This is a genomic window from Aureispira sp. CCB-QB1 (assembly GCF_000724545.1).
Taxonomy (GTDB): domain Bacteria; phylum Bacteroidota; class Bacteroidia; order Chitinophagales; family Saprospiraceae; genus Aureispira.
Genome location: NZ_JHBV01000030.1, coordinates 350,101 through 373,519 on the forward strand (window position 1 = coordinate 350,101; position 23,419 = coordinate 373,519).

General features: G+C 34.9%; 23 protein-coding genes. 10 read left to right on the top strand and 13 right to left on the bottom strand.

What is annotated here, in order from left to right:
* Positions 1-40: 40 nt before the first annotated feature.
* The 6 genes from gwsS to CG11_RS15895 form a co-directional block, all read right to left on the bottom strand.
* Positions 41-1,036 (bottom strand): grasp-with-spasm system SPASM domain peptide maturase, encoded by a 996-nt coding sequence (gwsS, locus tag CG11_RS15875; RefSeq protein ID WP_052597766.1) that lies wholly within the window; start codon positions 1,034-1,036, stop codon positions 41-43.
* 608 nt (positions 1,037-1,644) lie between these two features.
* Positions 1,645-1,836: a hypothetical protein gene (locus CG11_RS15880; RefSeq protein ID WP_052597767.1), complete on the bottom strand. Its 192-nt coding sequence runs from the start codon at positions 1,834-1,836 to the stop codon at positions 1,645-1,647.
* Positions 1,837-1,893: 57 nt separating this feature from the next.
* Positions 1,894-2,103 carry a hypothetical protein gene (locus CG11_RS15885; RefSeq protein WP_052597768.1) on the bottom strand — a complete coding sequence of 70 codons (210 nt, stop codon included), beginning with the start codon at positions 2,101-2,103 and terminating at the stop codon, positions 1,894-1,896.
* Positions 2,104-2,525: 422 nt separating this feature from the next.
* Positions 2,526-2,702 carry a hypothetical protein gene (locus CG11_RS30220; RefSeq protein ID WP_156039796.1) on the bottom strand — a complete coding sequence of 59 codons (177 nt, stop codon included), beginning with the start codon at positions 2,700-2,702 and terminating at the stop codon, positions 2,526-2,528.
* Positions 2,703-2,998: 296 nt separating this feature from the next.
* The gene (locus CG11_RS15890; protein ID WP_052597769.1) at positions 2,999-3,292 is read right to left on the bottom strand and encodes a hypothetical protein; all 294 of its coding nucleotides are present in this window, start codon (positions 3,290-3,292) and stop codon (positions 2,999-3,001) included.
* Between the two features lie 288 nt (positions 3,293-3,580).
* Positions 3,581-4,075 (bottom strand): histidine phosphatase family protein, encoded by a 495-nt coding sequence (locus CG11_RS15895; protein WP_052597770.1) that lies wholly within the window; start codon positions 4,073-4,075, stop codon positions 3,581-3,583.
* Positions 4,076-4,373: 298 nt separating this feature from the next.
* Between CG11_RS15895 and CG11_RS15900 the strand changes: the two genes are divergently transcribed.
* The 3 genes from CG11_RS15900 (at position 4,374) to CG11_RS30385 (ending at position 7,907) form a co-directional block, all read left to right on the top strand.
* Positions 4,374-4,757: a BlaI/MecI/CopY family transcriptional regulator gene (locus tag CG11_RS15900; RefSeq protein WP_052597771.1), complete on the top strand. Its 384-nt coding sequence runs from the start codon at positions 4,374-4,376 to the stop codon at positions 4,755-4,757.
* Between the two features lie 107 nt (positions 4,758-4,864).
* Positions 4,865-6,103 carry a M23/M56 family metallopeptidase gene (locus CG11_RS15905; RefSeq protein WP_052597772.1) on the top strand — a complete coding sequence of 413 codons (1,239 nt, stop codon included), beginning with the start codon at positions 4,865-4,867 and terminating at the stop codon, positions 6,101-6,103.
* A gap of 28 nt (positions 6,104-6,131) precedes the next feature.
* The gene (locus tag CG11_RS30385) at positions 6,132-7,907 is read left to right on the top strand and encodes a M56 and MltD domain-containing protein (protein WP_197043865.1); all 1,776 of its coding nucleotides are present in this window, start codon (positions 6,132-6,134) and stop codon (positions 7,905-7,907) included.
* 158 nt (positions 7,908-8,065) lie between these two features.
* Here CG11_RS30385 and CG11_RS15915 read toward each other — a convergent pair whose 3' ends face one another.
* On the bottom strand, positions 8,066-10,177 hold the full coding sequence (locus CG11_RS15915; RefSeq protein WP_052597773.1) for a Tex family protein: 2,112 nt from the start codon (positions 10,175-10,177) through the stop codon (positions 8,066-8,068).
* Positions 10,178-10,775: 598 nt separating this feature from the next.
* Here CG11_RS15915 and CG11_RS15920 point away from each other — a divergent pair.
* Positions 10,776-11,348 carry a Crp/Fnr family transcriptional regulator gene (locus CG11_RS15920; RefSeq protein ID WP_052597774.1) on the top strand — a complete coding sequence of 191 codons (573 nt, stop codon included), beginning with the start codon at positions 10,776-10,778 and terminating at the stop codon, positions 11,346-11,348.
* 211 nt (positions 11,349-11,559) lie between these two features.
* Positions 11,560-11,961, top strand: coding sequence for a DoxX family protein (locus CG11_RS15925; protein WP_052597775.1), 402 nt, complete (start codon positions 11,560-11,562; stop codon positions 11,959-11,961).
* A 115-nt stretch (positions 11,962-12,076) separates the two neighbouring features.
* Here CG11_RS15925 and CG11_RS15930 read toward each other — a convergent pair whose 3' ends face one another.
* Complete coding sequence (locus tag CG11_RS15930) at positions 12,077-13,243, bottom strand: T9SS type A sorting domain-containing protein (protein ID WP_052597776.1); 1,167 nt, start codon at positions 13,241-13,243, stop codon at positions 12,077-12,079.
* 128 nt (positions 13,244-13,371) lie between these two features.
* Complete coding sequence (locus tag CG11_RS15935) at positions 13,372-14,409, bottom strand: murein L,D-transpeptidase family protein (RefSeq protein ID WP_052597777.1); 1,038 nt, start codon at positions 14,407-14,409, stop codon at positions 13,372-13,374.
* A 421-nt stretch (positions 14,410-14,830) separates the two neighbouring features.
* On the opposite strand from CG11_RS15935, the gene CG11_RS15940 reads away from it, so the two are divergent.
* The 5 genes from CG11_RS15940 to CG11_RS15960 all read left to right on the top strand — a co-directional run bounded on the left by CG11_RS15940 (position 14,831) and on the right by CG11_RS15960 (position 18,654).
* Positions 14,831-15,205, top strand: a complete 375-nt coding sequence (locus tag CG11_RS15940) for a cupredoxin domain-containing protein (RefSeq protein WP_052597778.1) — start codon at positions 14,831-14,833, stop codon at positions 15,203-15,205.
* 257 nt (positions 15,206-15,462) lie between these two features.
* Positions 15,463-15,768 carry a 50S ribosomal protein L21 gene (gene rplU, locus CG11_RS15945; protein WP_052597779.1) on the top strand — a complete coding sequence of 102 codons (306 nt, stop codon included), beginning with the start codon at positions 15,463-15,465 and terminating at the stop codon, positions 15,766-15,768.
* A gap of 53 nt (positions 15,769-15,821) precedes the next feature.
* Positions 15,822-16,070, top strand: a complete 249-nt coding sequence (gene rpmA, locus CG11_RS15950; protein ID WP_052597780.1) for a 50S ribosomal protein L27 — start codon at positions 15,822-15,824, stop codon at positions 16,068-16,070.
* A gap of 209 nt (positions 16,071-16,279) precedes the next feature.
* Positions 16,280-17,584: a ribosome biogenesis GTPase Der gene (gene der / locus CG11_RS15955; protein ID WP_052597781.1), complete on the top strand. Its 1,305-nt coding sequence runs from the start codon at positions 16,280-16,282 to the stop codon at positions 17,582-17,584.
* A 149-nt stretch (positions 17,585-17,733) separates the two neighbouring features.
* The gene (locus CG11_RS15960; RefSeq protein ID WP_052597782.1) at positions 17,734-18,654 is read left to right on the top strand and encodes a DUF1295 domain-containing protein; all 921 of its coding nucleotides are present in this window, start codon (positions 17,734-17,736) and stop codon (positions 18,652-18,654) included.
* A 221-nt stretch (positions 18,655-18,875) separates the two neighbouring features.
* Here the strand turns inward: CG11_RS15960 and CG11_RS15965 are convergent, their stop codons facing one another.
* The 4 genes from CG11_RS15965 to CG11_RS15980 all read right to left on the bottom strand — a co-directional run bounded on the left by CG11_RS15965 (position 18,876) and on the right by CG11_RS15980 (position 23,086).
* Positions 18,876-19,673, bottom strand: coding sequence for an ABC transporter ATP-binding protein (locus tag CG11_RS15965; protein ID WP_052597783.1), 798 nt, complete (start codon positions 19,671-19,673; stop codon positions 18,876-18,878).
* A gap of 5 nt (positions 19,674-19,678) precedes the next feature.
* Positions 19,679-20,644 (bottom strand): ABC transporter permease, encoded by a 966-nt coding sequence (locus CG11_RS15970; protein ID WP_052597784.1) that lies wholly within the window; start codon positions 20,642-20,644, stop codon positions 19,679-19,681.
* An 11-nt stretch (positions 20,645-20,655) separates the two neighbouring features.
* Positions 20,656-22,194, bottom strand: coding sequence for a phosphate ABC transporter substrate-binding/OmpA family protein (locus CG11_RS15975; protein WP_052597785.1), 1,539 nt, complete (start codon positions 22,192-22,194; stop codon positions 20,656-20,658).
* 199 nt (positions 22,195-22,393) lie between these two features.
* Positions 22,394-23,086, bottom strand: a complete 693-nt coding sequence (locus tag CG11_RS15980) for a hypothetical protein (protein WP_156039797.1) — start codon at positions 23,084-23,086, stop codon at positions 22,394-22,396.
* Positions 23,087-23,419 lie beyond the last annotated feature (333 nt).

Consider the following 23,419-nt stretch of genomic DNA (forward strand, 5'->3'; position numbering starts at 1 on the left):
TTTATAAAGATTTAAACAATACTATTCCTAACTCCTTATATTAAAGCGTACAATACTCCACTTTTCGATAGCTTCCCTGTTGAAACTCTACATCCGAATTGCTAACACAACAGTAACGAAACGAGCATTCACAACACCTTTCAATCTTGTCATTGGTCACAAACCATTTTTCCTGAAAATCAGGACGATTGACAACTTCCTTTAAAGTTACTTCTGTTATATTCCCCCAACTTTTGGCATGGCTCAAATAATTTTTAATATTGCCCTCTGCATCTACACAGACTTTTCTATTCAAGCCTACATTGTGTCGCTGAGCTTCCATAAAAACATAAGAATTAACCGTCAATCGGTCAGGGGTGATAATCTCTGAAGGATCTAATCGAATATCTTTTTGTAGTAATAATATTGTAACTTTTCCATCTTTCGACTCCCAGCAATCATTTTTTGGGCTTCCATATATTCTCAACAATCCAACTCGTTTGTACCTCCCCATTAATTCTAACAAGACCTCTTTATCTAAACTTGGACGATATGGCATTATCCAATCAACTAGTTTAATTCTAGTCGTTTCAAAAGCTAGCATCAACTTTTCTATTGTTGACCATTCAAAGTCAGCTTCTAACCGTACTTGAATGGCATCGCAACCCAAGTTTTGAAATTGCTCGACTAAATTTTCAAAATCAAATTGACTAGTTGCATTGAGTTGAATGATTCCATTTGTAATCACAGCAGGAGCCATCCATTCCAAGTCTAATTCAGGAAAACTTTCGGGATTACTGGTGTAAAAGCCTAGAGACTGCTCTATAAATTGTTCTAAAAAGTTTTTAAGCTCTTCTTCTGAAACCTCTAACAAAATACGCTCTATTTCAGACAAACTATTCGTTTTGCAAAGACGCAACAATTCATAATGATCGCCTGATATAGGATATAATTGCTCTTTTTCTATATCGTAAATTAGACTGCTATCTTTCCCTTTTACAGGAATGCAAGACGAATGAAGTTTAAACCATGTTTCTTTTTTATTAATTTCCATCATAATAATGCTACTCTGTGTATTTTGTGTTTTTTATCGAAAACAAGCAACTAACATTACTCCGTTAAAAAATCGTATTAGTTTATTGCATGAGTGCTTCGCAGTTGATTATCAGCAAGATGCACTCTTGTTAACTTTTATACTAAAAGACTGATAATCAAACTAATGCAAGATGCTTTTTTACGTTTTTACTTCGTGAGCCTGCGGGTTCGTAGGAAAACTAAAAAACTAAGCTTGCGCCCTCATGACCAGAGGGAATAATCAACGGAGTATTAAACTAAATGATAAGCGTTTTATAATTGTAGGCAATACCTATATATCTATCCAGTATCCAATTCTATTTATGGAACAACATTTACAATTCACATAACAATATCATCCTCAAATATTCTATAAGGCTTATTAAGTTCAGATGATCCAAACAGTGTCCACAAAACCCTATCATTCTGACAGCACCGCTCTACGTGTAACCAATAACCAAGCATATTAATGTTTCATTTAAGGGATTATAAAAACTATTGAGTTCATTTATTCTGTAACAAATTGCAATTATGCCATATAGAAGTCCTTGAGTCGAGCTTCACCTTACCCAACCCAAAGACTTCATTTACTTAAAGAATAGCACTTGGCTTTCCTCCTCCTCCAGAACGCTCATCACAACCTAAAGCATCTCCGTAACAGAAATCGCATTGAGGCTCGTCATGGCAATCTCCCAAGACCTGTCCCAACAGTTTTTCTGCCCTCTTCTCATCAACTGCATTCAAGTTTTTCAACTTAAAATCATTTAATTTTAATCGTTGCATTTTTTGATTTTTGTCATTATTAAATGAAGCAGCACCGCCTTACTCTTAATAGAGCTATTATTGTGCATTACTAGATAATTCATTGCTACCTCCTGTTGATAAATCATCTGCACCGATAAAGGTACCATCAGGCAAAATAATGGGAACTAGAATAGAGCCTTCGTCATGACAGTCTCCCAAGACTTGTCCCAACAATTTCTGAGCATTTTTTTCATTTTCACGATTCAAACTTTTCAGTTTAAAATCATCTAATTTTAATCGTTTCATGATTTAATGATTTATAAAGATTTAAAAATAATAACTAGAATGTAGCGATAAAACGCTAAATGGAAGTAGAGCAGTACACGCTTCAAACGTTCCAAGAAATACTATATCTGACAGAGGTTCATCATGACAATTTCCTAAGACTTATCTTACATTACTCCGTTGAAACCACGCAGTAGCAGCACAGTTAAGTAAAAACGCAGCGCTCACGTAATCAATGGAGCATTAATCTTAGTAACTGATTCATTTCTTGCTTTTATTCTTCTTCCAAGTTTTTAACTTAAAGTCATCTAATTCAAATCATTTCATCTTTTTGTGATGTTATAAAATCCCTTCACGTTTCTCAGAAATACAACGCAAAATAGAATACTCAAAACTCAGTATCATCTAACGCTATATCAATAAAGAGGTGACTACAATTCGTCTTATCTAGGATTTAGTATTTCGCCTGTTTCACTATTATGATCAAAATGCATCACCATTATTGAGTAAGGTTCATCATGACAGTCTCCCAAGACTTGTCCCAACAATTTTTGAGCATTTTTTTCTGTTTCATTATTCAAACTTTTCAGTTTAAAATCATCTAATTTTAATCGTTTCATTTTTTAATTTTTTAATTATAAAAGATACTCTTTCAAGGGGTATCTGTGTACTCCCCCTTTATTTTGGCTGTCAAAAAACATAACAACACTAATAATAATTCATATTCACATATAACATGATTTAACCATACCGTTTCTCCTTCAGTAAGCACACAGAGGGGTTCTCTTCTCAAGAGAATTCTATTCAATTGAAAGAGTTATACTATAAAGCCAATGGCTAAAACATCATTTATTTTTAGGAATTCACTCCATTTAGAAATTCATGGAGGAATTGATAGAGCAAACTAGTTTAATTTTTAACGCATAACATCGGTATACTTTCCTATTGTAAAACGTAGTCGCTTCGTTAGCAGTAGTTTTTTATAAAACAGAGAATGGACAAAAGAAAATAGTTGCTTGGGTGTAGCAAATAATCCATGGAAATATCTTTGTCTCAATTGCACTAATTTATTTCCACAATAGCTTATCCTATTCATCCAATTACAACTACCTTCATTGGCAGTTTGTAATCTTGGAGAAAGAACTTCACCATATACACTTATTTTATAAGTTGCATCATTTATAGGTGCTAAATATTCTAAATCAACCATTTAATAATTTGGGTTATATTTTGCTCCTTAATCAGTTTGAGATTGGGGGCTCTACATTAAGAATGCTAAAAATAAAATATTGGTGTTTTGATAAATAGGTTTATAAGAGCCTAACATTGTTATCAAAATATTCACACAATTAAAAATATAGTTTGTTCATAAGAGGTAAAGCAAAGGTAGCAGTAGTAGAAAAAAAAATCAAACCAACTTTAATGCTTTTTTTATAGATCCAACTCTCTAAACCACTCATAAAAACCTAATTATCAAAACGTTGACATCCAAACAGAGTTATAGATACTTTTTGGGATATTCAAAGAATACTATTCTTCCATTTTCTGCGGAAACATCCTTCCACCTATTTACCTTAAATTCAATAGCGACAACACCTGTTGTAGGTACGTTATCTATTGGTGATTTTGCATAGAGATTTGCAAATTCTGTGTAAGAAAAATTATGCCCAAACAACATAATAGCATCCAAATCATCGTGCCAATGCTCTATTACTTGGAACAAATCAGGCACACTAGCCTCATAAACCATTGGGTTGATTTTGATTCTATTTTTAGGATAATCTAATGCTTCGGCAAAAGCAAAAGCAGTGGCTCGTGCGCGCCTTGCTGGACTAGATATTAATACATCGGGATCAATCCCCTTTTTATACAAAAGTTTTCCCATAAACGGAGCATCTCGTTTTCCTCTAGAATTTAAAGGACGATCAATATCTGACAAATGCTCATCTTTCCAGCTGGATTTTGCATGGCGTACTAAGTATAATGTCTTCATAAAATTTTTTAGCGATTAAAAATTGGCTCGATTTACAACAACAACTTCCCCCCCTATAAGATAAAAATTTTTGGTACAGAGCAAAAGTTTTACACAAGACTTAGCAATCATCCTATTGCTTGCCCATTCATACCTTTCTTATTCATGAGAATAAAAACAAGTGATACTAAGTTTACAGTATCATAACACTAAAAATCAACCTTTGGTTTAGAAGCATTTTTGGCTTAATTTGAAAATAAAAATCAACATTACTATAAAAATAGTTGTATTACTATAAAAATAGTCATACATTTGAAACATGAAAGGATTAACAAAAGCTGAAGAACAAGTAATGCATCATCTATGGGCGTTAAAAAAAGCGTTCCTAAAAGATATTGTAGATGCTTATCAAGACCCTAAACCTGCTTACACTACGGTATCAACAGTGATTAGAGTTTTGGTTAAGAAAAAATACATTGGTTTTAATACTTATGGAAAAACCAACGAATACTACCCTCTTATTAGTCAAGAGGAATACTTTTCTGGTTTTTTCAAAGGTTTTTTTGCACGATTTTTTAACAATTCAGCGACTCGTTTCACTTCTTTTTTTGCAAAAGACAACGAGTTGACAATAGATGAGTTAGAAGAAATGAAACAAATTATAGAGCAACAGATTGCTGATAAAAAACGCTTTGATAAATGAGTCTAATTCGAGGGTTGGTTATTTCTGTAGGCACCCTAACAGTGCTACTACTTTGGTACAAACTAACCATTTGATCAAAGACAACTTTCAAAGCACAACGCATTGCTTTGTGCTTCATTTTAGTTGCTTCTATTTTGTTGCCTTTCATACCTGTAGAATGGTTGAATCGCTCTTTTGTTCCTGTGCTTTCTACTTATTGGGAAGACATGGATTTCATAGACAATTGGGTTAACGGTACACCTATTTCTGATGTGCCTATAGATCAATTATCATTCTATAATAGCATAGACTTCCAACCAATACTTCTATCCTTATATGGAATTGGTGTTGTCGTATTCGGAAGCCGATTTTTAGTACAACTAGGACAATTATTGAGGTTAGTTTTACATTATAAAACCATCCACGAAAACAAATATCGTTATGTCCTGATAGATTCTCCTAATTATGCTGCAGCATTTATGCATTATATTATTATTAGCAAGCATATTTGGGAAGCAGAAGATAAATTACCCATTGTCCAACATGAACGCCAACATGTTGATTTTTGGCATAGTATAGATCGTTTTTTGACCGAGATTTTATGCGTTTTTCAGTGGTTCAATCCTTTCATTTATTGGTTTCGAAAAGAGTTAATTGCACTGCACGAATTTCAAGTTGACCAAGCCATGATTCGCAATGGCGTAGATACCATTCAATATCAACAACTCATTGTTCAACATGCTATTTCGTCTAAGTCATTAGCATTTGGAAACCATTTTAGCCATTCATTAACTTTAAATCGTATTAAAATGATTGCTCAAAATAAATCGTTCCCTATATCCAGCATATATCGTATCTTATTTCTTATTCCTGTAACAACAATATTATTCACTCTATTTGCTTTTCAAAGCACGATTTTCACGAAAGCTCCAACTCCCAATACACTAAATATTCAACCTACTAATGGGGCTTTTATTTTACCAATAGAAAAAGGCAAATACAAAAAAACGATTGGTTATGGTCTGCGAATGCATCCTATTCAAAAAGTTAAAAAGCTGCACAAAGGAGTAGATTTTGCAGCGCCTTTGGGTACGCCCATTTTAGCGGTTCAAAATGGACAGGTCTTACGAGTCCAACATTCCCAAAAAGGCTATGGAAATAACGTTGTTCTTCAAATTAATGAAACGACTCAAGTAATGTACGCTCACATGGATTCCATCCAAGTAAAAGCAGGACAACTCTTGGTTCAAGGAAGTGAGATTGGAACGGTTGGCTCAACAGGTTCGAGTACCAACCCACACTTGCACTTTGAAATCGTTGTTGAAGGTCAAAAAGTAGATCCTAAGCCTTTCTTACCCAAGTACTAATGTTTAGTTCTTGACAAAACAGCTATTTATGGACTTAATGCGATGCCTTTTAGTTTCTGCTTCAACACTAAGTTTGCTCACAATTATTTATTACTTGGCAATTCGTCAGAAAACATCTATACGTATACGGCGAATCAGCCTATTATTTATACTAATAATAAGTGTGCTTTTACCCTTTATTAAAGTTGAATCAAATGTTGACTTTTCCTTCACCTTTGATACACTTTTTGGCACACAAATTACAGAACAATACAGTCTAACCGAAGATGATTTGGCACACGAAATAGTGCCTACTGTAAGTTTGATTGGGGCAAAAGACTCGATACTTAGTGCTACTGCTTCACCAGAAAAAATTGCGACCCCCTCTTCTTCTAACCAACCCAAAATCTACTGGTTGCTTGTATTGTATGGGCTAGGTTTGTGCATTGTAAGTGGTCGCTTTTTAATTCAATTATTTTATTTTTTTTGTGCTGTTTTTAGTCACCATAACATAAGAAAAGATGGTCATTGTTTCGTCTTACTCCATCAACCCAATTATGCCGCTACCTTTTTGCATTATATTTTAATTAGTAGAAATATTTGGGAATCGAAAGACAAAACATTAATCGTCCAGCATGAGTGTATCCATGCTAATTTAAAACACAGTATTGACCGTTTTCTAACCGAAATTGTTTGTCTTTTTCAGTGGTTTAATCCTTTTATATATTGGTTCCGAAAAAACCTAATTGAGGTGCATGAGTATCAAGTAGATCAAGTACTTATTGATCAAGGAGTAGATGCGATACAGTATCAACAACTCATTGCCAAATATGCCTCTCTATCCAATCAGTTTGCTTTTAGCAACCATTTTAGTCATTCATTAACATTAAATCGTATCAAAATGATCGCTCAAAATAAATCATTTCAAAAACATACTGCTTTTCGTTTATTTTTACTGCTTCCTGTCATAGGTTTGTTATTTTCATTTTTCAGCTTTCAAGCTCCCAAAACAGCAACAAACCTTCCAACAGGAGATGGCGTTACAGCACCTCCTATTCCTGAACAAGTTGATTTTGCTGGAGAACTTTTGCCTATGGATAATTTTGATGCCAAAGAGCGCTTTGACCGTGAATTAATTGCCAATTGTTTTCGTCATTCATCTACACTACTATTTCTAAAAAAGGCGAATCGATACTTTCCTATTATCGAACCTATTTTAGCCCAACAAGGCGTTCCTGATGACATCAAGTACTTGGCAGTAGCCGAATCAGCATTATCCAACGCCACTTCTCCTGCTGGTGCCAAAGGATTTTGGCAATTTATGCCTCAAAGTGCCAAAGAACGAGGATTAGAAGTTAATGCGGAGGTAGATGAACGCTATCACTTAGAAAAAGCAACGGTTGCCGCTTGTCAGTATCTAAAAGAGGCTTACCAACAATTAGGCTCTTGGACATTAGCTGCTGCTGCTTACAATATGGGAAGCCTTGGACTCAGAAAGCAATTAAAAAAGCAAGGCGGAACAAGCTATTTTGATTTGGATTTAAATGCTGAAACAGCTCGTTATATTCTTAGAATTATGGCTATAAAAACCATTATGCAAGCTCCAGAGACCTATGGTTTTCAGCTTTCTCAAAAAGATCTCTATCCTCCAATGCCTCGTTTCAAGGCAATAACGGAAAAAGGCAATATCCCTGATCTGGCTGCCTATGCTCAGAAACACCATATTTCTTATCGAATGCTCAAGTTATATAATCCTTGGTTATTGGATGCAACCTTGAGCAATACACAAAAACGTACGTATACCATCAAAATACCCATTAAGTAAATAATTAGAGGTATATAAAACTTAATACTCCATTGATTTTTTAATGGAGTAATGTAAAAATTAAACTGCTTTATTTTAAACTTATTCTTTGCAATACAAGTTTAAAATAAAGCAACCTAATTAAAATACTTAGCTAAATATAGGATACTAGGATCCAATTAATCTATTAAAGACAATTGAATGCGCTTGCGTCCTAAATCTACCTCCATTACAGTTACTTCTAGTTCTTGTCCAAGCTTTAATACAGTCGCTGGGTCGTCTACAAATTTGTGACTCATTTTTGATTTGTGAATCAACCCATTTTCTTTGATTCCTATGTCTACAAAAGCACCAAAAGCCGTAATATTCGTTACAATTCCAGGCAATTTCATCCCTGAATTTAGTTCTTCGATTGTACTAATATTAGCAAAAGAAAAGACTTGGCGTGTAGAACGAGGATCACGCCCTGGTTTTTCTAACTCTCCTAGAATATCTTTCAAGGTTGGCAAACCTACTTTTTCAGAAGTATAAGTATGCAAATCAATTTGCTTGCGCAACTCTGCATTTGCAATTAAGTCTTCTACCTTACATTTAAGGTCTTTAGCCATTTGCTTAACCAAAGGGTACGACTCTGGATGTACGGCTGTGTTGTCCAATGGATTTTTAGCATTTTTAACTCTCAAAAACCCAGCTGCTTGCTCGTATGCTTTGGCTCCCAAGCGAGGCACATCAAGTAATTCTTTTCTACTTTTAAACGAACCATTTGCCTTGCGATACGCCACAATATTACGAGCAATACTATACCCCAACCCTGACACATACGTCAATAAATGCTCACTGGCAGTGTTCAAATCAACCCCTACAGCATTCACACAACTCTCTACAACAGCATCTAGTTTGGATTGCAATTTCTTTTGGTCTACATCGTGCTGATATTGTCCTACTCCTATCGATTTAGGGTCTATCTTCACTAACTCAGCCAATGGATCCGCCAAACGACGACCAATAGATACCGAGCCACGCACTGTAATGTCTTCATCTGGAAATTCTTTGCGAGCAATATCTGATGCAGAATAAATAGAAGCTCCACTCTCGTTTACCAAAAATACATCTACTTTATTCGGAAATTTCAAGCCACGTACAAAAGCTTCTGTCTCTCTACCAGCTGTTCCATTACCAATAGCAATCGCTTCAATATTATATTTTTGAACCAAACGAGTTAGAATACGTTCTGCTTCTGCTGTTTTGTTACGAGGCGGTGTAGGATAAATTACCGCATGCTCTTTTAAGTCTCCTGTATCTGAAAGACACACTACTTTACATCCTGTTGCAAAACCTGGATCTATGGCCAAAATACGCTTTTGTCCCAAAGGAGAAGCCAACAACAATTGACGCAAGTTGGTCGCAAATATATTGATAGAGTGTTCGTCTGCTTTTTCTTTTGCTTTGTTTCTAAATTCTGTGCTAATAGATGGTTTCAACAAACGCTTATAAGCATCTGTGATGGCATCGGCTACCACATCCTCTACTTCGTCCTTGCCACCTTTTAGATAAATTCTATCCAAACTCTCTAGAGGACGGAACTCCTCTGGCTCTATGTTTACTTTCAAGAAGCCTTCCTTTTCAGCTCTCAAGATCGCCAACAACTGGTGTGGTTGTACTCTATCCAAAGATTTTTCAAACTCAAAGTAATCTTTATACTTTATGGCTTCCTCCTCTTTTGATTTTACCAATTTAGCGACACTCTTAGCGTATCGTTCAAATTGACGACGAACAGCATTCCTAGCTTTTTCATCCTCATTGATCCATTCTGCAATAATATCCTTTGCCCCTTGCAAAGCATCATCAACATCTACTACCTCTCCTTTTACAAACTTTTGTGCTTCTTTCGATACATTCCCAATTCGCTGTTCCAAAAGTAATTTTGCCAATCCCTCTAATCCTTTTGCTCTAGCTTTTGCGGCACGAGTTTGGCGTTTCTTTTTGTATGGCAAATAGATGTCTTCCAACTCTGTCAAATCAAACGTACGTTCAATTCTAGATTTTAATTCAGGTGTCAGTTTTTCCTGTGCTTCAATTGTTTTTAGAATAGATTCCTGACGTTTCAAAATATCCTTTTGACGTTCCCATTCTTCAAAAATTTCCATGATGGCTACCTCATCTAAACTCCCTGTTGCTTCTTTTCGATAACGTGCAATAAATGGAATGGTTGCTCCATCCTCAAATAATTCAATGACATTTTCTACTGGCTTTGGACTTAAGTTTAATGCCTGAGCTATTCTGTTTATCATACTTTTTAATCTAATGTGTTGCTTACTTTGTTTATAATCGTTACAATTTATAGTAGTTCGTTGATTTTTTTACCAAAAAGATAAAAAAACACATTCATATTAGTTTACTTCGTGAGCGCTGCGCTTTTAGTTAGCTGCGCTGCTACTTCGTGGTACTGCGTGAGCGCTTTGCTTTTAGTTAGCTTTGTTACTCCCTACGATCGTGAGCTCGCATAGCTCGGTTCACTGTTACTGCGTGGTTTCAACGAACTATTGAATTTACTTACTTGATGAATATCTACAATCGTATAATTGTAACTCTTCTGCGTAAAAGAGCATCAAAAATAAGTATTTTGAGAATAAAAATCAAATGAATAAAAGATTGGTTGAAAAAGAGATTTATTCCTTAGAGCACTGTTTTTTCTCAAAACTATATCACACTAATAATCAACAGCATACCATCCAAGCCTTCTGAACCTTAAAATACTGACGATTAATTGCGTAACGCTCATGAAATGCAAGATAGTAGCTATTTAATACTAGATGCTTTTTATGTTTCTTGCTAAAAAAGTAAAAATTTAGCTGGCTATCATTATATTATACCAAATAAGTAAATACAATGGAGCCATTAATCAAACATCTAAAAAATCAAGTCTCTATTCCTGACAATGAATTGGAAGTAATTTTACAAAAATTTGAACAAAAACAGTTTAGAAAAAAAGAGCATTTGCTTCAGTATGGAAATTTAGCCCGATACGAATTTTTCGTAATTCAAGGTTGTGCACGAGTATACATTACCGATTACAATGGAGTAGAGCACAATTCATTTTTTCCAGTAGAAAATTGGTGGGCAGGGGATTTAAAGAGCTTTATCAACAACAGCCCTGCTACTTTTAGTATTCAAGCATTAGAAGACATGACTGTCTTGGCTATAACCAGTAAAAACTGGAAAATTTTAATAGAAGAAGTTCCTAGCTTTTTGAAGTACTCTCATGCTTTATTTTTAAACTCTGTTATTGGGCAGCAAGATAGAATTGTTCAAAGTTTGTCCTTTACCGCAAAAGAACGTTATGAATTTTTTATCCACCAGTATCCTCACTTGGTTCAACGAATCACTCAAAAACACATTGCAAGCTATTTGGGCATCACACCTGAATTTTTGAGTATTTTAAGAAATAGACGTACCAAATGATTTCTTAATCTAGTTCAATTTTTTTCTTATTTATTTTTCAGACCTTTGTTTTCTGCTCATAGATTTTTGGCTATTAAATATATAGCATTTTCAAAGTTGTCTTTAATTATTAAAAAATCAAGCGATCATTCAAAAAATAATTTTCAAAAACAGAGAAGCTAGTTGATCAATTAAGGTCTATTAGTTCTACCTCTTATCAAAAAAAAAGAACATGAAAAAGAACACAGATCTAGGATTATTAGTACTTAGAATTTCTATCGGAGTTTTAATGTTGTTGCATGGTATTGGAAAACTAGGAGGAGGTCTGGGCTTTATTGAAAGCGTTTTAGCAGACAAAGGAATTCCAACCTTTATTGCTTATGGAGTTATAGTCGGAGAAGTTCTTGCTCCTATCGCTATTTTAGCTGGCTTTAGAACTCGAATAGCAGCGGCTATTTATGCCTTCAATTGTTTGGTAGCAATCTTATTGGTACACATGGGAGATATTTTCACTTTAAACCAACATGGAGGTTGGGGCATTGAATTACTAGGACTCTATTTGTTTGGTGCAGTTGCTTTGTTTTTTACAGGAGCAGGAAAATATGCGATGTCCAAAAACAATACTTGGGATTAATCTGCTTGATTACAATACATAGCAACAAAGCTAACTATTGAATACAATAAACAGCCTGCTATCTCACTTTATAGTTGCCTAGCTAGCAGACTGTTTATTCTCTTACGAGTAATTATTACTTATGTATTTCGAGGGTTGCTCGTTTAAGTATTTTACCGACTTGATTTTGCAAGATCAGAATATAATGGCCATTCTCAATAGTACGTATATCTACTACATGATTCTCATTTTGAATGTTGGATGTTGACAAAACAACCCGTCCCAACATATCTACCAACAATAAGTTATAACCATCAGTAGGCAAATCAGCAGCATTCATTTTTATTTGCACCTGTTGTTGCGCAGGGTTTGGATAAATTTGCGCAGCAATTTCATCTTCCACATAACGAACATCAATGGTGTTTGGTGGGTTATTGATGGTGGTATCCAAAAACTCGATATTAGTCACCATTGTTTCTGCACTATCCAAGGTTAGGCTTACCAAAGGTTGTTTTACGCCTTCGGACAAAAAATTGTATTGTACTGTTGTTCCTCTGGTAGGGAAAGGCAGTTGTATAAAATTGGCAACATTAACCCATTGGTTTCCTAAAAAAGGTACATTCACGCTTACTTCAAATTTCACCTCAAACTCTGTCACTACTTTTTGACGCAAAACGTCATAAGTACTGTCTGCCATAGCGCAAGTTCCCCATGCATCTACAACTCTATCTTCATCTCCATCAATTGCAATTCGAACAGAATCAGGACTCAAACCAAATGGCAATCCACTTACTAAAGAATCAATTAATTGGCGCAAAAAAGGCACGCTATCAATATGTTCGCTAAATCGAAATGCATATACATCAGATGCCATGTCGTTATACGTTAATGGAACTACCTGTGTAACATGCGTATTGGCAAAAGCATTGACAAAAGAAATTCCTAATATCTCAAAACCTCCTCCTATACGTTCCATTTGAGTAGCGGTCACATCGGTATAGGCTACCCCTACTTGCCCTAGAAGTGGCTGTAAAATATCTGCATCTGAAAATTGCGTATAAAAACCGCCTGTTGAGGCAGCCTGTATCGTATCATAATTGGTATTTATGGCCACCAGTTGCGAAAAATCCCAAGCGGTTGCAGTGGCACTAGGGGGGGTAATCGTAAGGGAAGAATCTACAGCAGTAGAAATCGAAAGAATATCGCCAGCTTGCGGAAAACTAATCGACGTGTACGTAATTTGTCCAAAACTCGATCCAATTATTAAGCAAGAGATCAAACTCAGTAGTAGGTATTTTTTCATGTTTGTTTTGTATATTTATATGATAAGAAAGGGGCGGTTCTTCTATCAAAAATACACATTATTGTGAATATAGCACAACAAAATTAGATAATTGATTGACATTAAAAATCCTATGCTGGTATGCTAACTTATTTTAGACTATAAATGCCTTTTGCCGTAATTTCTATATTAGGCAATGCTTGATTTTTTTCAAAATAGGTATATATAGGTGCCATACTTGCCCATAAATCTCTAAATTCTTTGTTATCGGCAAAACGGTTGTTCAATGCTTCCATATTGTCCCATGTTAGACGAGTAGGAAAAATATGGATTGGAATTTCTTGTTGACCTTTATCTTTTGCTTCTGTTGCTAAAATATATACGTTAGGAATTCTTAAGTCTGTAATCGCCAAACAACCGATAGAAGCGTCCGTTCCATGAATACAAATTGCCCCTCCCAAATCCGCTTCTTTTGCATTTCTAATCTTATCTGCAGCATTGGGATAGTTTAATCGCAATGAAATCTTAAAAGTACTCTCTGGATTAAAATAATCAATATAATATATCCCTTCTGGAACTTGGTGGTCTCCTTGACGGCGCTTAGGTCCCAAACGACTCGTGCCTTGATAAAAAGGATAACTTGTAATTAATGTATAATGTTTTTTAGTTTTAGGTTTTGCCCACAACTCCAGCCTTCCTTCCTCTTTAAAGGCACGTAAATATAGATCTATATCAAAAGAATAAATTCCTTGGGTAGCCAACAACTGCTTCACTTGTTTAAAATTGCTCTGATAAATCGATTGCACATTGTCAAAAGAGAGTTGTTGTTGTTTGAAATGTCCTGATTTCAAATCCTCCCAATGTTCTAGTGAAACAGTATCCAAAGCAGCTATATCTAACCAATAAGCCGTTTCTAGTGATTCTTTTTCTGCTGCTATTTTCTTAATTTTAGCATCTGATAATAACAATAAACTATCCATTAGTTTTAATTCTGCAACAACACTATCTGGTAAGTCTCCATAAATTGATGCATCAGACATTATTGCATCTTCCTGCAAGGGTAAAACATTCGTATCAACAAAGGCATTTTCAGACTTCCTTGCGAGTATCCTTTCTTCAGCAGGTGCTTGGCAACCAAGCACCCACCATAAACCTAAGTATAAACTTATAATTCGATAAATTGCCATAGTATTCTCATTTCATTTCCCTCATAATTCATTATTAATCAAAAGATACACTTGTGCGAAGTTCACTTTTTGAAATATTGTTTTTAAAGAGAAAATCTAGTAGCAATTCTTTAGTATTATTCTACCACACCTTATACAAAATATTGTAATTAAAAATTTTTTAGCTAATTCAACTAAAGGCTTTTCTACGCATAATGCAGGTTGCTTTTGGGGGTCAGCTATTAATTTTTAATAACAAAGGTAATTTAGCCAACTTCTAGGGAAAAGAAGCCTAACTCTAAGCAAGCATAATGTCTCATCTTTGTATTAAGTAATTCAAATACACATTATTAAATCATGAAGTTGCTGGTCTTAACACCTGTTATTGAATTCAAATTCAGAAGATACAATACCTAACAACTTCAGTTAAATTCTTATTACAATGAAAAATAAATTATTTGCAATCGTTATTTTGGTTATGGGCTTTGTTAGTTTGGGTTTTGCACAAGACGCAATGCAAACTCCAGTGATAAAATTAGAGCAAACACCTGGTAAGTTTACGGTTCAAAGTTTAACTTTAGAAGCAGGAACATATCAATTCGAAATTGCAAATGTTGGGGTAGATCACGAAATAGGCTTTGTCATAGCTCCCAAAGGTAAACCAGAACAAAAACATCATATAAAAGAAGGATATGTGCAAAAAACGATCAAAGATGGCGAATCCTCATTGACACAAAAAGTTACTTTAAAAAAAGGGGAGTACATCTATTTTTGCCCATTGAATCCAACAGAACAATATAGTTTAACCGTCAAATAACAAGAGGATTATAGAATGTTGGTTAATTAGAGTTTGCCACAGTTGACGAGATAGTGTTAGCTGTGGTATTTGCTATTCAAACGCTAGCTTTTATTTAAAAGCTCTTTCCTCCAAGTCCTCTATTTGGGTTTTAAACGATATTTTTGAGTTAATTCTCAAAAAAAACACTAATTACTTACATTTTTTTTGATTCTTTCCCAAAGAAGACTATCTTTGTGACCTATTTGTGATTTGTAGATAACAATTTAATTAAAAAAATGTACGCAATAGTAGAAATCAAAGGACAACAGTTCAAAGTGAGCGAAGGACAAGAGATCTTCGTAAATCGCTTAGAAGCTGCTGAGGGTGATAAAGTTACTTTCGACAAAGTACTCCTCGTAGCGAAGGAAGGAAACTTCCAAGTAGGAACTCCTAGTGTGGCAGCAACAGTAAACACTACTGTTCTTGAGCAAGTAAAAGGTGATAAAGTCATCGTGTTCAAGAAAAAACGCCGCAAAGGATACCGTCGCAAAAACGGACACCGTCAGCAATTCACAAAAATCAAAATTGATAGCATTGCATAATGCTGGATCTTATTATTTAACCTTAAGTCAATAACTTATAAAAAGTATAAATCATGGCTCATAAGAAAGGGGTAGGTAGTACGGATAACGGACGTGATAGTAAAAGTAAACGTCTTGGTGTCAAATTGTTTGGCGGCCAGTCGGCTATTGCAGGAAATATCATCGTACGTCAACGAGGTACTAGCTTCCACCCAGGTAATGGTGTAGGAATAGGTAAAGACCACACTATCTTTGCTTTAAAAGATGGTATCGTTGAATTCAAAAAAGGATACAAGAATCGTACCTTCATTCATGTAGTATAATTACACTACCAATGATAAAAAGCCATTCCGAACCTGATTCGGGATGGCTTTTTTTAGGTTCAAAGTATATTAAAAAAATCATTTTTTTGGTGCATTTACTGACTAAGTAAGTGGTCAGAAAAAATAAGAACAAAAAATGGGATTATTTTTTTTTGAACGATTACTTACCTTATAATAATAAGGTACCAAGAAAAATTAAAACATTTATAATGGGCAATTTAGTAGCTATTGTTGGTCGCCCCAATGTTGGTAAATCGACCTTCTTTAATAGAATGCTAGGGATGCGCAAAGCTATTGTAGACGATGTTAGTGGCGTCACTAGAGATCGTCAATATGGTTCTTCAGAGTGGAATGGTCAACAGTTTATGTTGGTAGATACAGGAGGTTTTATTGGAGACTCAGAAGATGACTTTGCAGCAGCTATTCGCACTCAAGTTCATACTGCAATTCAAGAAGCGCAAGTCATTCTTTTTGTTGTAGATGTCAACACAGGTGTCACCGATTTGGATGAGCATCTTGCAGAAATCTTGCATCGTACCAAAAAACAAGTATTATTGGTTGTCAACAAAGTAGACAACAGTGCCCGCCATTTGGATGCGCATGAATTTTGGTCTTTAGGTTTTGACAAAATGTTTCCTATTTCTTCTAATTCAGGAAGTGGTACGGGAGATTTGTTGGATGAAGTCATACGACTTCTTCCTGAAGAAGAATTGGTCGAAGACGAGCTTCCTAAGTTTGTTATTGTTGGTAGACCCAATGCAGGAAAATCATCGTTCACCAACGCTTTGTTAGAAGAAGATCGTAGTATCGTTACCGAGATTGCTGGGACAACTAGAGATAGTGTTCATGCTAAATACAGCAAATTCGACAAAGAATTCTTGTTAATTGATACAGCAGGGCTTCGCAAAAAGAAAAATGTTTCTGAAGACTTGGAGTTTTACTCAGTAATGCGTGCTGTACGCTCTTTGGAAAATGCAGATGTCTGCATTTTGATGCTGGACGCAACCAAAGGGATTGAGGGACAGGACTTGAATATATTCCGTTTGGCTATTAAGAACAACAAAGGGATTGTTATTTTGGTCAATAAGTGGGATTTGGTAGAAAATAAAGAAACCAATACGGCAAAAGATTTTGAAGATAAAATTAGAGAACGTATTGCGCCATTCAATGACGTACCAATTGTATTCATTTCTGTATTAGAAAAGCAACGTATTTACAAAGCAATCGATGTTGCCTTAGAAGTATATCAAAATAGAGCGACTCGTATTAGCACTTCTAAACTAAATGAGTTCGTGCAAGAAATTGTTGCTGCACATCCACCACCACCGCATCGTGGTCATTTTATTAGCATCAAATATGCAACACAGATACATACTCCTTATCCTGCGTTTGCCATGTTTTGTAATTACCCGAAACACATTAAGGAGTCTTATAAAAACTATTTAGAAAATAGATTTAGGGAACAATTTAACTTCACAGGTTCACCCGTTGTCTTTTTCTTCCGACAAAAATAGAAATCTTCTATACGATTTATTATGCCATTAGAAATATCTTCTAATGGCATTTTTTAACTTCAATACTCCCCTATCCCAAAAGTTTTGTATAGATTTACTAGTTGTTTACCCTGAGCAAACCTTATCCAAAAACTATAAAATATAATCAAATGTTAGTTACGATAATTATCTTAATCTTTACACTTTTGGTTGTTCCTTATGTAGCCTTCAACTATGGGACTCCGCTAACCGAACTGCAAGAAATGATTCTTTGGGATAGTTCTTATATTTTAATTGGTGCTACCGCCTATTGTTTTATTGTCGGAGAATTAGCACGCAATAATAGCCAAGTCGATAAATTATGGAGCATCATACCAATTGTCTATGCTTGGTATATTACTTATGCAGGAGGTTGGGACAGCCGTATGGTTCTGATGTCCGTTTTAGTAACTATTTGGGGCATCCGTTTATCTTTAAATTTTGCCCGTAGAGGTGGATATTCCATCAAGTTTTGGGAAGGAGAAGAAGACTATCGTTGGGAAGTCCTGCGCCAACGACCAGGCTTTAATAATAAGGCAATTTGGTTTCTCTTCAATCTTTTCTTTATTTGTGCCTACCAAATGACCCTGATTTACTTATTTACGTTACCTATTTTAACTGGTTTGAGCGAAGCGGCTCCTACTGGTCTTATTTGGACTGATTATTTGTTGGCAGCCTTATTTATCTTCTTTGTTATTATAGAAACTATTGCCGATCAACAACAATGGGTTTTTCAGACCGAAAAATACCGTCGTATCAATGCCAATGAAGAACTTGGAGAATATGCACACGGTTTTATTAGAACGGGACTTTGGGGCATTATGAGGCATCCTAACTATATGGCAGAACAAGCCATTTGGATTGTATTCTATTGCTTCAGTATTGTCGCAACAGGTGAAATTTTAAACTGGAGTATTGCAGGGGCTTTATTACTCGTTATTTTATTCAAAAGCAGCTCTGACTTTTCAGAAAGTATTACTACCAAAAAATATCCTGAATATAAGGAGTATCAAAAAACAGTTCCTCGTTTTTTGCCCTTTACCAAATGGTAATATTTGCTAACAATCGAAGGATTTTATTTCTGAAATCACCTTGTTTTGATTACTATCAATAGCTCCTCACAACATCGCCCAAGACGGAAAGAACCATCTTGGGCGATATCGTTTTATAGACATTATCTACATTAATTGAGATTAAAGAGTACTTTAAGTACTTGTATCAACTTCGTCCCAATCTTCTATTTCTAAACAACAGTCTCCTAGGCTCGACCACCTTATTCTGTATCAATCTGCATCATTGCATCCTCTACCTCATGCACCAATTCATCAAATCGAGGCAAACGCTTTGTTGCCCTTGTTCTTTGGAATGGTAAATCTACATGAATTTTTTTAACGAAATTTGATGGCGCATGCTTCATAATAAAAATATCATCCCCCAAGTATACTGCCTCCTGAATATCATGTGTTACAAAAAGAATGGTTGGATTAAACTTTTCCCAAATTCCAATCAGTAAATCTTGCATTTGCAATCTAGTTTTGATATCCAATGCGCCAAACGGCTCATCCATTAACAAAATTTCAGGATTAGACATTAGACTTCTAGCAATCGCAATTCTCTGCAATTGCCCTCCCGACAGATTGGGATATTGTGCATATTTATCATGATGCCCCTCCAAACCAACCAGTTGAATCATTTCCATTGCCTTTTCGTCTCGTTCCTTTTTTGGAACACCTTGAAATCGTAAACCAAGGCTAACATTATCCAAAACCGTCATCCAAGGCAAAGAGGAGTATTGCTGAAAAACCATACTTACTCTATTATTAGCGCTGACAGGTTCTCCCTTTACCAACACCGTTCCCTTCGTTGGTTGTTGCAATCCAGCAATATATCTCAGTATCGTAGACTTTCCACATCCAGACATGCCCAAAATACAAGCAAATTGTCCTTGCATGGGCTTGTTTTCTATTAATAAATCTAAATTCTCAATAATCTTTGTATCGCCATAGGACTGATCAACCCCTCTTAATTCTATCAAATTTTCAGCTGAAGTATTTTCAAACTTTAATCCCATAATATTTAGTGTTTGTTCACTTTATTAACGTGTTTGTGAGGGAAAAGCATGCGATCTATCAGAACAAAGAGTTTGTCCTGAATAACACCAATTACAACAATAATAATCAAAATTGCAAAAGCCTTATCAATTCTACTTTGCCGTTTTGCTGTCCAAATCAACTCACCAATTCCTCCCCCTTTGTTCAACATCTCTACAATAGTAATATACGTCCATGAAATGGCAGTTAAAACTCGAATATCATCAACTATTTTAGAAAACACATAAGGCATATATACCGTTCTCACCGTCTGCCAAGAGGTTGCGCCCAATGTAAAAACAGTATTTAGATATACCTTTTGTACTTCGTCAATTCTTTGTATAATAACAGGTATCAAGTAAACAATAATACCAAAAGCTAAAAAGGTAACTTTCATGCTGCTTCCTAATCCCAACCACATAATAAAAATCCCTGTAACAGCTGTTAATGGTATGAAACGATAGGAATTTATAATTTGGCTAAACAAACCTCGAAATAGAGGAATTAAGCCTAATAAAAACCCTAAAGGAATCGAAATAAGTATTGCTAATAAATAACCTAAGACATTGAGTTTGATAGAATAGATGGTATTGCTCACCACATCATCGTTGTTATTTAGATCAGGAAAAGCCTGAATTACTTGCATAGGAGAAGGCAACAAAGGATACACTTTGTTGCTCTTTAGTCCATAGCTCTTTATTTCTTCAGTACTTAACTTTTCTAATTGATCGTATTCTGCAATTAATAATGAGTCACTTTCATAATAAACTCTTTTTTCTAGAGCAAGCGTACTCACATCAATTTTATCATCTTGAGTAATCACCTTTTGAGCTAAAAATTCGGCTAGACCAAACCAAAGCCCAATTAGAATAACTACTCCTACCAACGAAAGAATAAAATTATCTCTAGAAGATAAACTTCCTCGTAATTCGAATAAATTTTTAGTATTCATAAAATGAGCGATTAGTCAGTAACCAATTCAAAGTCTGTTCGTCTATTCTTAGCTTTACAAGCATTATTTTGATTTTCCTCACAACCTTCTACAGGTTTATTAGGACCATTTCCTACAATAATAAAACGATTAGCAGGCATGTTATGCTCTTCAATCAAATAGTTCGCAACAGACTGTGCTCTCTTTTTTGACAACTCAATATTCGATTTTGTAGAACCTACATTATCTGTATTCCCTTCGATTCTAATACGTGCATTAGAAAAAGCCTTTGCGATAGGTGTAAATTTAATATCAATCAGTTGCTTAGCATTATCATCAATTTCGTACTCTCCAGTTCTAAAACTAATACTAACTTTTAGGGTTGAAATAGATTCTTTGGTTTCTAAATCTTCGCTCACTTCTGTAAATGTCTTTTCTTCTTCTGCCTTGTGTTCAGCACCAGAAAGCGCAACACTGTTAACTAAATCTTTGGTCGATAATAATCTCCAACTTTTTGCGCCACTCGTATTATACCCCAACTCATTGTACTTCACTTTCATTTTATTATACAAATCCTCGCCAGTCACTCCATTATAATCTGTGTTAAGCCCAAAGAAATCTCTGTTATCTTCATGCGTTGCTAGACGTACGTTATTAATAGCATCATAACAGAAACCTTCAGGCTGAGACAAGCCTTTTGCCAAAATTTTAGCTGCTTTTTTCTTATTCTCTTCAGAAGCATTCAATTCAGCAGCACCAGTCATCCACCCCTCGTACAAATCTTTTAATTGATCTTTATTTTTTTCAATAAACTCTTTCTTAGCAACAAAAACATCTGCAATAATATGCGTTGCATTTTTAGTACTTTCAAGCACTCTAGAACCAGCTACTTTGCTGACACAATCAATATCATCTGGACTCCAAACCACAGCAGCATCAACCGTATTACTTTTGAACGCATCAGCAGCATCAATTGCACTTGGTACTTCTATAATTGTCACATCTTTGGTAGATAAATCTCCTGCTTCTAATAGCCAAATCAAAAATGAATGAGAAGGAGTCATTGGAGCTACAGCGATTTTTTTACCTTTTAAGTCACTCACTTTTGAGATCCCTCTTCTAGCAACAATGGCATCTCCCCCACGACTCCAGTCTGCTTGAAAAACAACCTGAGGCTGATACTGTGCCAATCCCTCAACCTCTGTAGGAAAGGCGTCAATAGTTGCCCACATCAAATCAATAGAGCCATTTTTAAAAGCATCTCTAGAAGCATCAAAATCATCAATTACTTCAAAATTAACCTTAAACCCATACTCTTTAAAAAACCTAGATTCAGTATTAGCCTTGAAACCTTCATTAAAATATTGTCCTCCAGCATAACCTCCCCAAGTAACAACACCAATATTTATTACATCCTTATAACCTTCTTTTGTTGCTGTTGAAGTTCCATCTGGTGATGAAATTTCACTTGTTTTTCCACCTGCAAATAAAGTATAAGCATAATAGGCTGCTCCTGCTACGATAATTGCAATTAATATTTTTGACAAGGGAGTTAATTTTGCTGTCGCCATAATTTTAATAAGTTCTAAGTGTGTCTAATTTGTTTGTAAATAATAGTGATAATAAACTTAATATACAGCTCTATTTTCCTTATTTGAGTACTATTCAGATGAAAAGAATAAAGGCAAACTTTTCAATAAAAGTAAGATTGGATTGAAGCTATATATCTACAAATTGCTGAGTTACTACATAACATAAGATATGTATCTTTTACTTTAAATATTCCTTCATTCTAGCAATATCTATTGTAAACTGAGATTTTAAATAATCAAAAGAAACTTTAAAATCATTTTGATTTTCAGTCAGTTCCTTTTTGGCATCTTTTACTTTATATTTTAAATCTGTGATTTGGTTTTCATGCGTCTCGATTTCTTCTGTCAGCTTTTTAATCAAAGCTTTTTTTTCTTGAATCGTATTTTTAAGATCCGCTATTTCTTCTTCCTTTTTACCGACACTTTCTGTGATTTTTTTTTCAAAATCTGTGTTGACTTTTTCATTTTCAGCATCAAGGATAGATACGTAAAATGCCGCACTTTTTAGTAGATCATCTAAAGTGACCCCCATTGTTGAAGCTGTCGCAAATGCAGATCGATATTTAGTAACTTCATTCATTGGCATTTTATCCAATGCTTTTAATGCTTTTTTATATTCAAAATAATCAAAGCCTTCTAAATCATTCTTTTCAACCTCTAATAATAATTGTTCAATAATTTGATTATCTACGACTCCTTCCTTTTCAATCATTTCGCCACTCAACGCAGCTTCTAATTTCTCATCAAAATCATCAAAATCATCCAATTCTCCTAAAAGATACTCTGCATTTTCGACAGAACTATCTGAAGTTAATTCTTCCTCTTTTTTTTGATTATCCTCTGTTGTTTCAATTATAAATAAAGATTTCAAATTTTTGAACATCTCAAAGCTATTTAATCTAATGTAAAAATGAAGGTGAAACAAATAATTCACCAATCTTGTGTAAGATAATCAAAAAAAGAACGAAAAAATCTTTTCAAAGGTTCCTTTTTTAGTAGAATCCTTATTTTTATTCACATGTAAAATTGGTAAATTATTTATCACAACAAAAAAAGCGGCGATAAAATCCTATAGATCTTATCGCCGCTTTTGGCATATCGTTCCTAACTTTTCAACAGACTTTTTAAGAAAAAAAAAGAAGGCGGTGACCTACTCTCCCACCATAAGGCAGTACCATCGGCGCTGAAGGACTTTACTTCTTTG

Bases quoted from the DNA above. Each gene is read 5' to 3' on its own strand.
- gwsS (WP_052597766.1), bottom strand. From the start codon at position 1,036: ATGATGGAAATTAATAAAAAAGAAACATGGTTTAAACTTCATTCGTCT.
- CG11_RS15880 (WP_052597767.1), bottom strand. From the start codon at position 1,836: ATGCAACGATTAAAATTAAATGATTTTAAGTTGAAAAACTTGAATGCA.
- CG11_RS15885 (WP_052597768.1), bottom strand. From the start codon at position 2,103: ATGAAACGATTAAAATTAGATGATTTTAAACTGAAAAGTTTGAATCGT.
- CG11_RS30220 (WP_156039796.1), bottom strand. From the start codon at position 2,702: ATGAAACGATTAAAATTAGATGATTTTAAACTGAAAAGTTTGAATAAT.
- CG11_RS15890 (WP_052597769.1), bottom strand. From the start codon at position 3,292: ATGGTTGATTTAGAATATTTAGCACCTATAAATGATGCAACTTATAAA.
- CG11_RS15895 (WP_052597770.1), bottom strand. From the start codon at position 4,075: ATGAAGACATTATACTTAGTACGCCATGCAAAATCCAGCTGGAAAGAT.
- CG11_RS15900 (WP_052597771.1), top strand. From the start codon at position 4,374: ATGAAAGGATTAACAAAAGCTGAAGAACAAGTAATGCATCATCTATGG.
- CG11_RS30385 (WP_197043865.1), top strand. From the start codon at position 6,132: ATGGACTTAATGCGATGCCTTTTAGTTTCTGCTTCAACACTAAGTTTG.
- CG11_RS15915 (WP_052597773.1), bottom strand. From the start codon at position 10,177: ATGATAAACAGAATAGCTCAGGCATTAAACTTAAGTCCAAAGCCAGTA.
- CG11_RS15920 (WP_052597774.1), top strand. From the start codon at position 10,776: ATGGAGCCATTAATCAAACATCTAAAAAATCAAGTCTCTATTCCTGAC.
- CG11_RS15925 (WP_052597775.1), top strand. From the start codon at position 11,560: ATGAAAAAGAACACAGATCTAGGATTATTAGTACTTAGAATTTCTATC.
- CG11_RS15930 (WP_052597776.1), bottom strand. From the start codon at position 13,243: ATGAAAAAATACCTACTACTGAGTTTGATCTCTTGCTTAATAATTGGA.
- CG11_RS15935 (WP_052597777.1), bottom strand. From the start codon at position 14,409: ATGGCAATTTATCGAATTATAAGTTTATACTTAGGTTTATGGTGGGTG.
- CG11_RS15940 (WP_052597778.1), top strand. From the start codon at position 14,831: ATGAAAAATAAATTATTTGCAATCGTTATTTTGGTTATGGGCTTTGTT.
- rplU (WP_052597779.1), top strand. From the start codon at position 15,463: ATGTACGCAATAGTAGAAATCAAAGGACAACAGTTCAAAGTGAGCGAA.
- rpmA (WP_052597780.1), top strand. From the start codon at position 15,822: ATGGCTCATAAGAAAGGGGTAGGTAGTACGGATAACGGACGTGATAGT.
- der (WP_052597781.1), top strand. From the start codon at position 16,280: ATGGGCAATTTAGTAGCTATTGTTGGTCGCCCCAATGTTGGTAAATCG.
- CG11_RS15960 (WP_052597782.1), top strand. From the start codon at position 17,734: ATGTTAGTTACGATAATTATCTTAATCTTTACACTTTTGGTTGTTCCT.
- CG11_RS15965 (WP_052597783.1), bottom strand. From the start codon at position 19,673: ATGGGATTAAAGTTTGAAAATACTTCAGCTGAAAATTTGATAGAATTA.
- CG11_RS15970 (WP_052597784.1), bottom strand. From the start codon at position 20,644: ATGAATACTAAAAATTTATTCGAATTACGAGGAAGTTTATCTTCTAGA.
- CG11_RS15975 (WP_052597785.1), bottom strand. From the start codon at position 22,194: ATGGCGACAGCAAAATTAACTCCCTTGTCAAAAATATTAATTGCAATT.